Below are 16903 nucleotides of genomic sequence, written 5' to 3'. Positions count from 1 at the left end.
GACACCGTGGCGCCCGCAGGGGCCGGGGCAGGACATGCGGCCACTCCAGGCTCAGTTGTACGTCTCGGCGAACGCCTTGACAACCACTGCGGGCGCTTCGACGGCTTGGTCGGTAGCGGGCTTTTCGACGGCGGCCGGGACGCCGAAGTCGGAGTAGGTCGCCGTGATTCCTCCGATGAAGCCTGAGTCAATGGCGCTGAGGTTGATAAATACGTAAGTGAGTCGGCCGTGGTCGTCGACTTTGGCGTTGAACGGAACATTCTTGGCTTTTTCCCCGAACCTTCTGAAGAGGTCCCCTCGGGTGCCGGGCGACGTGGTGATGTCGAACGTTCCAGTGAAATCGAGCTTACCGTTGCGCTTGACGTCAGTCGCGGCCTTGACGATGTCATTGACGCCGGCTGGGTCGCCACCGACCATGCTGGATAGGGTGCTGCCCTCTTCCACCTTGCTTGCGTCGATGTGCATCCAGTTGTCCGGCAAGGTCGGCATGCGGGTTCCGCTGTACAGCTCCACTTCGCCCGCCAGCCTCACATACACAGCGCTGCCCAGCTGGACAAAGTTAACTGTCATGCCCTGTTCGCCAATGTCGGTGAACATGGTCATCGACACGTTCTTGGCGGTTGGATCCACGGCCCCGCTGAACTCCACGCCGTCGAGTCCGGTCTTGCTGTTGACCTTGAAAGGTTCCATATTGAGCTTGCGGATCGCATCGGCAAACGAGTCGAGTGCATCCGCCGTGGGGGCCATGGCGTCCGCGTCGGCATGATCGGTGGCGTTGTTGCAGCCGGCAACCGCGAAGCTGAGCGTCATGACGAGTGCCAGCCCGGTGATCGCCCGTCGCGTCTTCATGTGGCCCTTTCCTCCCAAGCTGATTGGGGTGGGCTGGCAGGCACCAGCCATGATCAACGGCGCGTAGCCTACGTGGCGGATGAGTACGGCTTCTCAGGGCGGCGACCTCGGGTCGTTTCTGCTGGTAGTCGAGCTGGCTGAGGATGCTGTCGGTGTCTGCCCTGCCCCCGAGCGCTCACCGACGGGCACTCATGCGAGGGCTTCGCCGCAGTGATGCGGTCGATCGGTGCGCGTGGCTCATGGCGGAGGGTGAAGGGCGCCCTGCTCCCAGGATCGCTGGAGCCGGCCGGCGTCTTGGGTTCTCTGACGCCGCCGTGCTTGCCGGTGCGCTGTGGAGCGTCGCGGAGTGGGCGGCTGTGAAGTCCGGCGCGGTACTGTCAACCGGCGACGCATATCCGGATAGCGTCTCGACCAGTCCTTTCGGTGCTGACCGCCTTTTTGTCGAATTCTGAGAGGCCATCACTGCCGCTAGAGTTGCGCAAGCTCCAGAGTGGCGCTGAGCATCACCGCCCGTAGGTCATGGATGTGTCGTCTCATCGACACCACAAACCCGCTGGTAGATGGGTCGCGGATGGTAGGCGCACGTCGTTTTCTTAGATAATGGTAGGTCCCATAGCGGCTGCAGGGCGAGCGAACCTGGCACCGGTCTGTGGGTCTGCACGCCATTTGCACCCGAAACCCCGAACTGTGGCTACAGTCAGTGACGAAATACGGTCATCGCTTAGCCGCTTTTGGCCCGACGCCGACCTCCGACAGTCAATGACGAGGTCAAGGTGGCTGCGTTCGCCGACAAGGGGTCTTGCAAGCAACGACAACCGGCAAGCGCCTGTAACGAGTGAATTCACGATCGACTTGAATGCTCGAACAGATGAAATCTTGTCAAATTCAGCCCGGCCGGTTGACCCATGGGGCTCGGTCAACCGTTGCCGACAGTGATCGCCTCGTCCGATTGGATGCCCTTTCAGCTACTTGGTGCTGACAGTTTGTGATGGCTCTTTACGCGGGCTTTTCATGATCTCTAGTGTCGTCTCGCTTCGCTTGATGATCACGGGGGTTGGCATGGGTTCGTGGGTCGGTGCGCGCCGGGCGTCGGGTCCAACAGCGGCAAGTCGACGCTGGTTGGCAGGGTTGGCGGTGCTAGCGGTCGTGACCGCAGGCCTGTTCGTCCCAACAGTTGCCGGTGCCACCCCGGCAGTGGCGGCATCCGGGGTTCAGGCGTCGGGGCCGCTGGAGGCGGCGGACGAGACGTCGGCGATGGCGCTGGCGTACAAGTCACGTAAGCCGGTGCTGGTGACCGGGTTGACGTCACCAACGACGTTGGTATGGGCGCAGCCGAGCGGCACCTTCCGTGCGGAGATGCAGTCGGCGCCCGTGCGGGTTGCTACGCCGGAGGGTGGTTGGACGGATGTCGATCTGACGTTAGAGCGTCGGGCGGATGGTTCCGTGGCTCCGAAGGCTCACGGGTACGGGCTGTGGCTGTCAGGTCGGCGGTCGGCTGACACGGACGCGCTCGTACGGGTCGGTGACGGTGCGCAGCGCACGACGTTGGGTTGGCCGGGTGCCCTACCGGAGCCGCAGCTCGAGGGTGCCCGGGCGGTGTACCCGAACGTCGAGCCCGACGTCGACCTGATCGTCGTCGCCACGTCCACGGGCTTTCGGTACTCGTTTCTCGTCCGCACCGCGAACGCGGCTGCTGCGCTGTCAACGGTAGCGATGCCATGGTCAGTTGGGGACGACGAACGCCGTGTCGCCGGCCTTACCGATACGAGCCCCGACGAGACTTCGGTGACGGTGTCGCAGGGCGAGATGTGGGACGCCCGTGTCTCGCAGGGCGGGGAACCGCTGCACCGCGCCGATGTCGCCGTCTCGACCGAGGTGGTGGACGGCAGGACCAATCTCGTTCTGACGACAGACGACGCGTTCTACAAGGACCCGAATCTGACGTTCCCAGTAACCATCGACCCGTCGGTCAACCTCAGGCCAGGGTTCGACGGCTACGTCCAGAACACGATCGCGAACACGGACAAGTCCGGTGATGACGAGCTGCGCCTGGGATACAGCGACGACGCCGACGAGGGCTGCGCGTCGGGCTGCCTCGCACGCTCGTTCCTGAGCTTCTACGGCCTGGACACGTACGCCAAGGCGACCGTGGTGTCGGCCGAGTTGTTCCTGTGGAACTCCCACTCCTGGCAGTGCGCCGCAGCGGAATGGCAGACCTGGCGCGTCGACGCGGTCGGCTCATCGGTGCGCTGGGGCAGCCAACCGGCCTGGCGAGAGCTCGACGGCAAATCAACCGGAACGAAAGGCTACAACTCCAGCTGCGCGGACGGGCAGGTGTCCGCCTCGGTGACGAAGACCTTCCAGACGAGCCTCAGCGGCGGCTACAGCACGGCGAACGTGGGCTTGCGGGCTAGCAGCGAGTCGAACCACAGCGGGTGGAAGAAGTTCAACTCCTCTGAGAGTTCATCTGGCAAGCCGTACGTGGTGATGGAGTACAACCGCACCCCGAACGTGCCGACCGCCCTGGCGGTCGACTCGTGCTACTCCGCGTGCCGATCCCCTGCGGTAGTGCGATCGGGACGCCCCAACCTGTCGGCAGTGGTGTCGGACCCCGACGGGGGAGTGCTGCGGGCGGAGTACGAGGTCTACGACAACGCGAAGACCACCCTGAAGGCGAAGTCCGGCACCACCGTCACAGGCGTCACGTCCGGCAGCGCCAGACCTTGGCGCGTCGTCCCGGTCTCCGGCACTAGCTTGCCCGACGGCACGTACCACTTCCGGGTGCGTGGCTGCGATACCCGCGTCTGTGGCGCCTACTCGGGGTGGTTCACGTTCACGGTCAACACCCAGGATCCATCCCTGCCCACGGTGACCGGAACCCCCTACACCGAACTGTCCACCGGCACGTGGAACGGCGGCCCAGGGCAGTCCGGCACCTTCACGTTCGGCCCCAACGGCGGCAGCGACGTGCAGGAGTTCATCTACAGCCTCAACAGCGCCGATTCCGTGACCGTGCCTGCCGGGACCGCGCAGAGCCAGATGCTGACGGCAAATCAGCAGCAGGTGTCCACCGACCTGACGGGGTTCCAGGGCCTCAACGCCGACATCACGCGGGACACGACCCGCGGGCACAACAGCAGCCAGTCCCTGAAAATGACACCCGCGACGTCCGGCACCTCCAACGGGCCGCTGGGCGGTACCTTCGCCGCCCTTGGCGGGGACTACGGCGCGATGCGCCTGGGCATGCAGCCAGGCAAGCGGTACCAGATCACCGGATGGATCTACGTGCCCGCCGCGACGGGCCTCGGCGTGTCCGGCACGATCGGCAGTGTCCAGGGACTGCGCATCGTCGCCGTCTACAAGGTCGGCTCCATCTACGTCGAAGTGCCCTCGGCGAAGGCATCAATCGTGGACGGCTGGCAGCAGCTGTCCCTGGTGATGTCCGTACCCGTCGGTGCCACCGAAGCGTTCGTGCGCCTGTTCAACGGCTTCCCGACCGGTCAGACCAGCAAGGCCGTGTACTGGGACGACCTGTCGCTGCGAGAAGTCACCGGCACCACCACAGCCCAAGCCATCACCCCGACCCGCGACGGGGTGAACGTGCTGTCGGTGCAGTCACGCAACTCTGCCGGCGCGACGTCCGACCCACGGGTCTACCAGTTCCTCGTCACTCCGAGCAGCGGCGCTTGGGCTTGGTCGTTTGACCAAGACCCTGCAGGTAGCTCACCGTCCATGCCGGCAACCTTCCCAGCTGCCCACAGTGCTAGCGGGGTGAGTCCGTTGGTTCCCGGCAGGGTCGGCGACGGCGCGGTTACCCTCGACGGCACAGGTGACCTGACCACCACCTCTCCGGTACTGAATACCACCTACTCTGCCGGGTTCACCGTCGCCGCCTGGGTACGTCTAACCGATTTGACCGCACCTCGTACCGCCGTTGCGCAGCTCGGCTCGAGCACCGCGATGTTCCGGCTCGGCTACCGCAACGACGTTGATCTTGACGGCGACGCTGTCACCGACCAGGCGTGGTGCTTTACCGTGGCCCGCACTGACTCGGCGTCGCCCGAGCAGAGCCAAGCGTGCACTACCGACTATGTCGTCGAAGGTGACTGGGTCAGCCTCGTGGGCATACTCGACATGCCAACCGGAACCATCCGCTTGGCGGTCAATGGCACGGCAGCGATTGGCGGATCTGAGGTAAGCACCCCCCTCAGCGGCGCCTGGTCTGCGACAGGCGCGTACACGATGGGCCGCGCTGCGGGCACCAGTGAGCGGTGGGTCGGGGACCTTGACCACATCTACGCCGCGCAACGCGTGTGGATGGAATCCGAGATTCGCGAGCACGCCTTCCAGTGACCGCCAACCGCTTTCACGCCGCGTCTGCTACCTCTTCGCCGGAAGGATCCCCCGTGAGACCTGCCGTTGCCGCTCACCGCTTGAACCGTCGGCGCCCCACTGCTCGCGTCGGCATCGCCGCCGCCCTGTCTGTTGTTCTGACAGCGACCCTGATACATGCCACCAGCTCAATGGCACCGGCCGCGGAGGCCTGGAAGCCACCGGTGCCCCGTGACGTCACCGGTGTGGCGGTCGCACCGGCTAAGCACGCCGTCCGCCAGGCCTGGACGGCCGGTAGCCGCGAGGCGCACCCGACGGCGGTGGCGTGGCCTGCCCCCGGCTCGGTAACGGTCGACCTCACGGACAGCACCGCCCGCACTGCCGGTGGCGACCACCCGGCGGGGGCGCTTCCAATTCGGGTGCGAGCGTCAACGACGCCAGGTGCCGCTTCTCGTGAGGCGGCAGGCCACGATGCCGTCCCGGTCAGCCGCGTCACGGTCGAAGTCGCCGACCGGACGACCGCGCAGCGTGCCGGCGTGTCCGGGCTGGTGGCTAGCATCGGGCGAGCAGATGGTCGTCGGGAGATCGGCGCGGTCGACGTGACGTTCGACTACTCGGCATTCGCCCACGCCTACGGCGGTGACTGGGCATCTCGGCTTCATGTCATCCGCCTCAGCGACGGCAAGCCACTGAAGGCGCGCAACAACGCCCAAGCGCAAACGGTGTATACCAGCGTGCCCCTCACGGCCACTGGCGTCACCACCATCGCCTTGGCCGCTGCCCCGGCCGGAGACAACGGCAATTACACCGCGACCAGCCTGAAGCCGGCCTCTACCTGGCAGGTGTCACCCCAGACGGGCGCGTTCTCGTGGTCATATCCACTCACCAATGCGCCCGCGATGGGCGGACCCGAGCCGGACTTGGGCTTGTCGTACTCCTCCGGTGCAGTAGACGGGTTGTCCGGCGGCACGAACAACCAGGGATCGTGGATCGGCGACGGCTGGGACATGTGGCCCGGCTTCATCGAGCGCCAGTACAAGCCGTGCGCCGACGACAAGAAGGACATCCGAGGCGGTGCGGCTAACAACAGCAGCGTGTACGGCGGGGACCTGTGCTGGTACAAGCCGGACGGCAACGCCACTATCTCCTTCAACGGGCAGGCCACGGAGCTGGTCAAATCGAGCGGCAACACGTGGAAGGCCACGGCCGATGACGGCTCAAAGATCGAACTGGTGACCGACGCGGGCCTCGGCATCTGCGACAACGACGGCGGGTACTGGAAGCTCACCAAGCCCGACGGCACCCAGTACTTCTTTGGCTGCAAGCATGGCCAGGGCGGCTCGTCCGCGGCCACCGCTACGAACTCGACGTGGACCGTTCCGGTCTACGGCAACCACCCTGACGAACCCGGCTACAACAAGGCCGGCTTTGCCGCATCGCGCACCACCCAGGCGTGGCGGTGGAACCTCGACCTTCTCATCGACCCGCGCGGCAACACGATGACCTACTTCTACGACAAGGAGACCGGTGCCTACGGCCGGGAAGGCGACAAGGACAAGCGCACCACGTACGACCGAGGCGGCTACCTGACCCGCATCGAGTACGGCAGCCGCACCGACGCTCCCACCACCGCCCTGCCCGCCGCACAGATTCTTTTCGACACCGCCGATCGCTGCGCCAGCAATTGCTGGTCCGGAAACAACCCGGTCACGGCGTCGTGGCTGGACACCCCCTGGGACCAGTACTGCTCCGCCGCGCCGTGCGCCGAGCAGCTGTCCCCGACGTTCTGGACCGCCAAGCGTCTGTCCCGCATCCGCGCGCAGGTCTACAGCGGTTCCGGCACCACCTACCAGGACGTCACCTGGTGGACCCTGCGGCATACCTACCTACAGTCCGGGGCCAGCGAGGGCCAGCCGATGTGGCTCGCCGGCATTACCCGCACCGGCAAGGTGACTACCGCCGGCGGCACTGAGTCCACGGATCCGGAAATCGTCTTCGCTCCCGGTGCCGAAGCCCTCGCCAATCGTGTTGACGCCATGGCTGACGGCCGGTCGAACCTCTTCCGTTACCGCATCACCACCGTCACCACCGAGTCGGGCGCGCAGATCGTCGTGACCTACTCGCCGCCCGAATGCCGCCGCACCGCTCTTCCGACAGCCCATGCCAACAGCAAACGCTGCTATCCCCAGTACTACGCCCCCGACGGTGAAGAACCGACCCTCGACTGGTTCCACCACTACCGCGTATCCCGCATCGATACCTACGACAACGCCGGCGGCTTCGACCACGAGCAGACCAACTACGACTACCTCGACACCCCCGCATGGCACTACGACGACTCCGAGCTCGTCGACGAGGACAAGCGCACCTGGGGTCAGTTCCGCGGCTATAGCAAAGTTCGCGTCCGCACCGGCCTGGAATCCGGCGTGCAATCCGCCACCGAATACCTGTTTTTCCGCGGCATGGACGGCGACAAGCAACCCACCGGCACCCGGGACGAGTGGATCACCGACTCCCAAGGCGTCAAGGTCAAAGACCACGAAGCCTACGCCGGACTCACCCGCGAAGAGACCACGCTGCTAGGCGCCGGCGGAACATGGATCTCCGGCACGATTACCACCCCCGCTCTGCAAGGCCCCACCGCGACCTCTGGCCGGCTCAAGGCCTGGATGACCTACACCAGCAGCCTCCGCAAACGCACCAAGCTGTCCAACGGCACCACGCGGTGGACCAAGACAGTCACCACCGTTAACAGCGACAACCTGCCCACACAGGTCGACGACCTCGGCGACGAATCAACAGCCGACGACGACGTGTGCGTCCGCACGTGGTACGCGCGCAACGCCACCACCTGGATGCTCAATCAGTCCAAGAAGACCGAGACGGTCGGGGTGAGCTGTTCCACCACCGCGACACTGCCCGGTGACATGATTTCCTCTACCCGAACCACCTACGACGCCGAGACAAACAACTGGGACACCGACCTGCCCGTGCAGGGCAACGTAGCCAAGGTCGAGGAAATCGACTCCTGGACAGGCAGCACCCCCAACTGGGTCGCAACCAGCCGCTCCAAGTACGACACGATCGGCCGAGTCACCGAGAGCACCGACGCACTCGACCAAACTTCCACCACGGCCTACATCCCTGCCAGCGGCGGCCCCGTAACCTCGATCGTCACCACCAACCCTCTGAGACAGGCCACCACCACCACCTACGCCACCGCCTGGCAACAGCCGACCTCAGTCCTCGACCCCAACAACATCCGCACCGACCTCGCCTACGACGGGCTCGGACGACTCATCAAGGCGTGGCTTCCGGGGCGACCCAAGAGCACCTACCCCAACGGGCCCAGCACCGAATACAGCTATCAGGTCCGCAACACCGCGCCAACAGCCGTCACCACCAAGACACTGATGCCATACGGCAACAGCACCTACCACACGTCCATCACCTTGTTCGATGGACTCCTGCGCGCCCGCCAGGTGCAAACCCAAGCCCCACGCGGCGGCCGCACCCTCACCGACACCGTCTACGACTCCCGCGGCCTGCTCGACTGGAGCGCCGGCCCGTACTACGACAAGTCAAACGCCGCCCCCGAGACCACCCTCTACGACGGCTCCGGCACCCCCGCGATCCCTGCCCTCACCCAAAACATCTACGACGGCGCCGGTCGGCTCACCGACGCCATTTTCAAGGTCGGCGTCAACGAGAGCACCAACGAGAAATGGCGCACCACCACCGTCTACAACGGCGAAAAGACCAGCACGATCCCACCAGCCGGCGGCACCGCGACGACCATCATCACCGACGCCCGGCAAAAGACCACCACCCTGCGCCAGTACAAGGACCGAACCAACGCCGGAAGCGACGACCCCGCCACCTTCGACGCATCGCGCTACAGCTACACCGACCGCGGCGAACTCGCCTCACACACTGACCCGGCGGGCAACACCTGGCGCTACACCTACGACCAGCGCGGCCGAAAAATCCGGGAGGACGACCCCGACCGTGGCGTCACCACCTCCACCTACGACAAACTCAGTCAGTTGCTCACCACCACCGACGCCGAGCAGAAAACCCTCGCCTACACCTACGACGCCCTCGGTCGTAAGACGAGCATCCGCGACAACTCCACCGTCGGCCCCCTGCGCGCCGAGTGGACCTACGACACCGTCCGATACGGCATCGGCAAACCCGCCGCCTCCAAGCGTTACGAGCCCGCTGGCTCCACCAACGCCTACATCAACGAAGTCGCCGAATACGACACCTACGGTCGGCCCCTAACCACCACTGTCACTATCCCCGCCACCGAAGGCAGCCTCTGCGCCGCCGGCACACTGACCCCTTGCACCTACAGCTACGCCGCCACCTACCGGGCCAACGGTGACCTCGCCACCGCCGAGGCTCCCGCCGCCGCCGGGTTGGCCAAAGAAAAACTGAACTACGTCTACAGCGAGGTCGGCCTACTCAACGGCGTCCAATCGGCAAGCCAGAGCTACCTCACCGACGCGTTGTACAACAAGCTGGGCCAACTCAACCAGCAAATCCTCGGCAGCTTCGGCAAGCGGACCTGGATCACCAGCACCATCGACGAGAACACCGGCCGCACAACCAACACCAACGGCACTCCCGAGGGCAAACCCGAACTCTTCAACTTCGGATACGACTATGACGACGCCGGCAACATCACCGAGATCAACGATGCGCCAGACGGTGGGAGCACCGACACCCAGTGCTACGACTACGACTACCTTCGACGCCTAACCAACGCATGGACCCCCGCCACAGGCGACTGCGCACCCGGCCAACGCAGCGTCGCTAACCTCGGCGGTCCCGCACCCTACTGGCACTCCTACAGCTACCACCCCGGCACCGACAACCGGCACCAAGAGACCTTCCACGCCAGCACGTCCACCATCCGCACCTACACCTACCCCGACCAGGGTGGCGCTACAGGCACGCATCCCCACGCGGTCTCCACAATCAACACCACTGGCCCCGCGTCCAAAAGTGAAACCTTCACCTACGACATGACCGGCAACACCCTTACCCGACCCGGACCCACCGGTGCCCAAACCCTCGCCTGGAACTCCGAAGGCAAACTCGCCACATCCACCGACAGCAGCGGTGCCACCAGCTACATCTACGACGCCGACGGCAACCGCCTCATACGCCGTGACCCCAACGGCGCCGCGTCCCTCTACCTACCCGGCGGAACCGAGGTTCGCAAATCCCCCACCGGTGCCGCGGCCGGCACCCGCTACTACCCGGGGGTGAACGGCTTCATCGCCGTCCGTACCTCTGCCGGCAGCCTCGACTGGATCGTCAGCGATCACCACGGCACCGCCGAAGCCACCATCAGCAACGGCGACCTGAGCGCCACCCGACGCCGAAGCCTTCCGTTCGGCGGGCAGCGAGGCGCAACGCCCAACACCTGGCCCATCGCCCTGGACAAGGGCTTCGTCGGCGGCACCCAAGACCCCACAGGTCTTACCCACCTCGGTGCCCGAGAATACGACCCCGCCATCGGCAAATTCATCAGCGCCGACCCTCTGATAGACCCAGCCGACTTCCAGCAATGGAACGGCTACGCCTACGCAAACAACGCACCAGTCACGGCCAGCGACCCCGATGGCCTGATGATCATCAACGACGGCCGCGGCCAGTACGTGCCACCCGCCGTCACCGCGGCACCGTCCAAACCGGCCAAGAAGAGCTTCTGGGGCTCGATTGGCAGCGGCTTCCTGAGTGGCGCTAAGCGCGCAGTGGTAGACCCGGTCCGCGACACGGCGAAACGGATCGGTGACGGATGGACCTCCGTCTACAACAACGCCAACGCCGTCAAGGACGGCAAGATGTCCGTCCAAGATGCCTTCATCGACGCAGGGAAAACCTTCGTCTCTAACTACGTGTCCTCCATCGTTGGCGTGCCGCTAGGGATCGTGGGTATCTATAAAGGCTGGGCAGCCACTATCGAACACGCGGCTGACGGAGACTACGAAGCCGCGGCCGCTAGCTGGACCGAATCAGGCATCGGGGCGATATCCGTAGCAGCCGGTGCCCGAACAGGATTCAAAGCCGGAGCCAAAGGCTGTGTGCACAGTTTCGCGCCCACTACGCCCGTGCTGCTTGCAGACGGCACCCACCGTGCCATCGGCGAGATCGCCGCGGGCGATCTCGTCCTAGCTACCGATCCAGAAACCGGCGACACCACCAAAGAACCGGTTATAGATCTACACGCCAACCAAGACACCGACCTTACCGACCTAACCCTCAAAGCCGGCGACGGCGGGCTTGACACTCTGCACACCACGCAACACCACCCCTTCTGGAGCGACAGCCGAGAGGACTGGATCGACGCCGCGCAACTGCAGCGAGACGAGCGACTCCGCACTGCGGACAGCAGAATCGTGACGGTTGAGAAGGTCCGCAACTTTACGGGCAACCAAGGTATGCGCGATCTCACCGTTGCGGACGTTCACACGTACTATGTGATAGCTGCCGACGCGCCGGTGCTCGTGCACAACTGCGGCAGCACGCCTCCGGGTGTTAGTTGCAGTTGCTTCCCGGCGACCGGAGCGGGTCCTAGTGTTTCGCCAATCCGAGTCGAGGGGCCATGGACCCGTGGTGATATTGGTCGAGGCTCGCACGGCCTGCGCCCGAATCACCTGGGTGACCGGATTGAGATTCACCACGCGGACCAAATGCCGGGCTCGCCAATTCATGAAGTCGATCAGGTCACGCATAGAGGTACTGGATCGTTGCTGCATCCGAACGCGGTCAATCAGGGTGTTACCCCGACGATGCGAGCGGAGGACACGAAACTACACTGGTGGTATCGCTCGCAGGAGCAGGGTTGGGGACACTATGACCCTGAGATCTGGTTCGAAAACTGGTCTGACTAAATTGCGATAAGGAGATGGCGATGGAGTTCGAAGAGTTTGAAGCCCAGGTTGAATCTTTCCGTGCGGAACGGGCGGATAGGCTGTATCCTCCTGGGTTTCAGCTCTTCGACTCCTGGACGACAACGGACGAGGATCTTGATGCGGTCGAGGCGGAACTAGGGACTCGGCTGCCCGCGAAATACAGGATGTTCATGCGAGTTTTTGGCGGCGGTGTTTTTTCTTTCGTGGAGCTACTGCCCGCGAAATCGCCAGATGGCCGCAATGAGGATCTCTTGTCGGTGAATAAGGACGCGTATGCTGTTCCAGGCTTCGTAGCCGTTGCGCCGGTCGGTACTGGTGACTGGTGGGGGTTCGTATCCGAGAATGGCGTGTGCCGCGAGCAAGTGAGCTTCCTCGACCACGAGGACGGTAGTATTCAGTTCGACTCTAATGATTTTCTTGAATTCGTGTTGACGAAGGGACTCCGCATAGGACGCTGACGTCGACTCTGAGGATTGCCAGGTCGTCACTATGGTGTGCGGCGGTCGGCCCCCGCCGACCTTCGTGGTTGTGCATGCCGGTTCCTGTTGCGGCCGACCTCAGGCGGCGATCGTTATAAGGATTGGTGACTGACGAGACCGCCAATCTCGACGGTGACTCGGCTGGGGATGGGAGCGTAGCGTCGCGGCGGCGATCCCGACAGGGCGCTGCGTCGCGCGGGCCAGTTCCTCGGCCGCGTCGAAGCGGCGGCTCCAAGCCAGAGCTTCCACCGCGTACCGCGCTACTGAGTCCCAATATTCGCCGCCCGCATGCAGGCGGGCCAGGTCTAGCGCGGCTGCGGCGAGTTCGGCGGCACGTTGTCGAGCCCCCGCCTGCGGTAGCCGACCGTGCGGGAGAGGCCAGCAGATGACAATGCTCCTCAGGCGAAGCCGAGAGCGCGTCAAGCAATCTCGCGGCCAATTCGTAGGCGCCGTGCACGATCGCGGTACGCATCAGCGCCGGCCGGCTTCAACTGTTCCCTCGGTGGGGGTTACCGAGGACGAAGGCCCCAGCACGGGCGAAGTCACCGCCCTCGGTTAGCGTTCGCACCAGCTTGGAAACGGCGTGCACCCTCATCCAGGGCGAATGGATAGCGCGTGCCGGCGCCTCTGCCCGGTCCACCTCTCCGACGAAGGCCAGGACGGCCACCTGTTCCACCTGCACCTCTGGCTCTCGAGTACGACGAGGCGCTGGCGTTGGCCAAAATCGCGAGGGCATCGGACAGCTGTGCAGCCTTCTCCGGGCTGCCGCCGGCTGTACCTGACTCTGGCAAGCGCAGCAAGCTTCCGCGCGTGAGGAGCGAGCTGGACGTTGGCGCGGCAAGGACGCTTCGTGGCGGTAGCAAGGGCAGCCGCGCGGCTATGCTTCCCGAAGCTGAGCGACGCCTTTGCTAGCAGAACCAGCGATTCAACGTGCCATTCCGGTTCCGTGATCGCCGCCGCCAGTACGTCCGCGCGTGCATCTTGGTGCGAGTTCATCTGGGCCACCCTGGCCAGGGAGTCGACCGCCTTCGACGCGCCGCGTACTTCACGGCCGTCATGCACGGCATGTCGCAGTGCGCCCGGGATGGCGCCACGGCGGCGGAGCTCACCGATACCGCGAAACTGGCCATGGCCCCCTGGTCGGCGCCCTGAGCGCCGCGGGTCTCCCTAGCTGCCGGCGAACCGGTTCCGTAATGGTCTGGACCCGGTTGTGCAGGCGGCGGCGGGGAGGTCGCAGCCCGGCGCTTGCCACGCCGACATATCGCGGGCATATCCCGCCGGGATGCGGTCCGTGCCCGCTACCGGATCCCGTCGATGATCACTCTGATGCGGGTTCCATGCGGTGCCATGGCGTGCTGGGCGTTGGCGCTGCCGGCTCCGGTTGGGCCCGCCGCTCTCAAGGACGACCTTCCGGCGCCGCGCGAGCTCCGTGATCGGTCTGGTCGCGCATACTCCCGCTCGGCCGGACCGTCCTGGCCGGCGCCCTACTCATCCAAGGCGACGTCGACACGTTCGACAAAACTGGTCCGGGAAACCGGGGGAAGCTCAGTCCGAGGGCTCCAAGCACCGCGTGTGGCACCGTTGGCCGGTCGACCCTCAGCAGCCGGGCTAGCTGCGACTGATCAGAATTGCACGCAGCCCGGCCAGCCCGATCACCGCACCAAAGATGCCCAGGGCGAAACTAATCGCGGTCACCTGGTCCGAGATGAACCCGCGCCAGTAGTAGTCCTCGCTGGTAGCACCCGTGTACCAGTCTACGGCGGCCAACACCGCGTACGCGGGGAGTGACAGCTTGATTGCCAGCCCGATCTGCTGGCTGACGAACTGCGCGACAGCGTCCATCGTGTGTCCGCGCAACTGGCGGCCGGCCGAGGAGCGCATCGTGCCGACGTTGGCCCAGCTATCGGGCTCGAAGGAGAGGCTAGCCCGGACGGGCCTCCTGGCACTATCCCCAACGACGGCAGCGCCCCCAAGCGTGGCCCTGCCACCAACGCTGGCCCTGCCAGCGGACGCACTACCCACGTTCGCACTGCGGGCTGCCGCCGTGCCTGGACCATCCACACCAGGAATGCGGGCGCGGAATTCGCCGACTGTCGCCGCGCCAGGAGCGGAGGCGCTACCCAGGTTCGCCCTGCCGACTGTCGCCGCGCCGAAGGCGGGGGACACGGGAACGCTTGCCCGCCCCGGCGTGGTGCCACCTACCCGTGCCCTACCGGCAGAGCCAGACGATGAACCCATGACACCACTCCCGCCATGCAGCACCCTGCGACACCGTCAGTGTGACGGTGTCGGCCGGGCTTTACCAAATTGACCTTGTTTTTTGTCAATGCCGCCTGTGAAAACTGGCTCTGGTGACGTTCCCCGGTAGCTCAAAGTCTCTACAAGATCCGAGGCGGTTCACAGCCATTTGTGGGCTAGGTCGCGGCAGGCGAGCGACGAGGACTGGCGTCTGTTCGGCAGGTAGCAGACGCGACAGCAGCGACGACAGCAACGTGTTGTCACGAGGACAGCCGCCGACGCTCGGGCACGGAGAGTCGCCCGAGGTCGCAGACGCGAACGGACTCCGCCGGGCATCGCGCCCAGAACTTCGAGGACCAGGAGCATCTCGGACCTAAGCTACGGGAGACCGATCCGCCTAGTGCCCGGCGCCTGCCGACTGCTATCGTGCCGCATGGTGCTGCGCGCCCGGAAGACGTCGCCTCTTGGCACCATCAACCCGCTCGAAGAGTTCGTTACGCCATTCTACGGCGGCAGGTACCTCGTCTCCCGGCAGATGTGATCCCGTGAAGTAGCGCTGGTTGCCAACCACAACGCCGAATAACTTGCCCGCACCTATGCGGTACAGCCCGGCGAGCTGTGGCGCTCCGCCTGACCGAGGATCGGTCCCTCGACGTAGCGACTCACAGAGCGTGCTGAACGCTGCTCTGCTCGTTCCGGCTGACGTGCTTGCCAGCCAGAGCTCATGGGTCTCGTGGACAGCCTTCGCTCCGCTGCCTGCGACGTGCAGGAACGACGAATGATCTGGCACTGGCACGGCTCTGGTCTTCCAGGCGTCCTTACGTGCCTCGTAGGTCAGTATTTCAAGCATGAAGCGGCAGTCCATACCTCGGCCTATCCGATACCCCCGGATGATGCCGAGGTCGGCTCGCCAGTGAGCTGGGTAATCCTTCCAGAGGCGGCGGACGGCCTGCTCAAAGTCGAGAGGTGCAGCTCCCTGGTCATCTGCTGGTAGGCCGTGGTCGAGGCGATCAACCAGTACCGGGATGGCTAGAGCTGGGAACAACACATCCCCCCAGTATCCGAAGATGTGGGGCCTGTTAGCGCATGCGAAGACCTTCCGGCCCTGGTTCCAGCCTGCCCCGTCTGGCGTTGAAATGCGGCTGTCTGAGGCGATATACAGCGAGGCGACGGCTCGCGCATCAACCGCTGCCCAAGCCACGATGGATGTCATGATGGCTAGTCTGCCCGCCGACGAGGGTTCAAGGGCATAATGGCCTAGCAACTCCTGGGGCCGCCCTAATCCATGGCGGTACGAGGTGTCCCTGCGGTCGAGTGGCCGCACCCAGGTCGAAGAGGGCCGTGGCAGCTACTGTCGCGGCCCTCGCCATGTGGTCCCTTTAAGGGACACGTCTGTTGGCGACAGGGGACGGACCATGGAAGCAGCAGACAGGCAGCGATCGCGCTGGTAACCGATGGCACGGGACTTGGTTGGAGCCCGATCAACGTGCATGGGCTGAGGGTTACCGGCAGCAGACGACAACCGTCGGTGGCCCCCGCAACCGGGTTCACCCCGAGGCGGGCGCGGCGAGTCGGTCGTCGGGCGTGGTTAAGGGGTCTCGAGTCTTGCGCCTATTCGGTTCTAAGCCGCCTGACTAGCTGTACTGCCCAGGCAGGTTGGTTGAGGTGGTGTGACGACACGGCGTAGATAGACGTGATGATGAAGGACTCCGGTTGTGGAGTGGAGCTGTCTAGGAACCGCTCCGCAACTAGGAGGCCTTCGCGTCCGACGCTAAGGCTGCTTTGACTCCTCGTGCACGTCTTCGCCTGGCGCGCGCCGGCCGATCATGGCCTTCGCTGGATACCGGATCTACTTAGCGTCGCTAGACTTGCGCAAGCCTCAGAGTTGCCATGAGTAGCATCGGCGGTGGGGCAACGTGTCGTGTCGCCCCTCGGACACGTTGTTTCCACACGAACTGTGATGGTTGTTCGTGTTTTGCGTGATCCCCGTCCCGTTGGGCGGGGATTTTTGCTGTGCGGGTCAGGACGCTCGTCGGGGCCGTGAGCAGGAGGACCTCCGTGTCACTTTCGATGGTCCAA

At 64.7% G+C, this 16903-nt stretch carries 6 protein-coding genes; 3 read left to right on the top strand and 3 right to left on the bottom strand.

The genetic code is table 11. The features are described from left to right. Window positions 1–51: 51 nt before the first annotated feature. Entirely contained in the window at window positions 52–849 is a 798-nt protein-coding gene (locus tag ACQPZK_RS20510; RefSeq protein ID WP_433534556.1) for a hypothetical protein, read from the bottom strand. 1146 nt (window positions 850–1995) lie between these two features. Here ACQPZK_RS20510 and ACQPZK_RS20505 point away from each other — a divergent pair. Genes ACQPZK_RS20505 through ACQPZK_RS20495 form a run of 3 tightly spaced genes read left to right on the top strand, consistent with a single transcriptional unit; the run spans window position 1996 to window position 12565 of the window. Further along, window positions 1996–5202 carry a DNRLRE domain-containing protein gene (locus tag ACQPZK_RS20505; protein ID WP_433534555.1) on the top strand — a complete coding sequence of 1069 codons (3207 nt, stop codon included), beginning with the start codon at window positions 1996–1998 and terminating at the stop codon, window positions 5200–5202. 53 nt (window positions 5203–5255) lie between these two features. Further along, complete coding sequence (locus tag ACQPZK_RS20500) at window positions 5256–12086, top strand: polymorphic toxin-type HINT domain-containing protein (RefSeq protein ID WP_433534554.1); 6831 nt, start codon at window positions 5256–5258, stop codon at window positions 12084–12086. Window positions 12087–12106: 20 nt separating this feature from the next. Then, the gene (locus tag ACQPZK_RS20495) at window positions 12107–12565 is read left to right on the top strand and encodes an SMI1/KNR4 family protein (protein ID WP_433534553.1); all 459 of its coding nucleotides are present in this window, start codon (window positions 12107–12109) and stop codon (window positions 12563–12565) included. Window positions 12566–14194: 1629 nt separating this feature from the next. Here ACQPZK_RS20495 and ACQPZK_RS20490 read toward each other — a convergent pair. Then, a complete protein-coding gene (locus ACQPZK_RS20490) occupies window positions 14195–14467 on the bottom strand; it encodes a hypothetical protein (RefSeq protein ID WP_433534552.1) in 273 nt (90 codons plus the stop codon). Window positions 14468–15245: 778 nt separating this feature from the next. Continuing rightward, complete coding sequence (locus ACQPZK_RS20485; RefSeq protein ID WP_433534551.1) at window positions 15246–16037, bottom strand: hypothetical protein; 792 nt, start codon at window positions 16035–16037, stop codon at window positions 15246–15248. Window positions 16038–16903 lie beyond the last annotated feature (866 nt).

This window comes from Micromonospora sp. CA-249363 (assembly GCF_050950185.1).
Classification (GTDB): Bacteria; Actinomycetota; Actinomycetes; order Mycobacteriales; family Micromonosporaceae; genus Micromonospora.
This window is presented reverse-complemented; position numbering and strand designations above follow the sequence as displayed.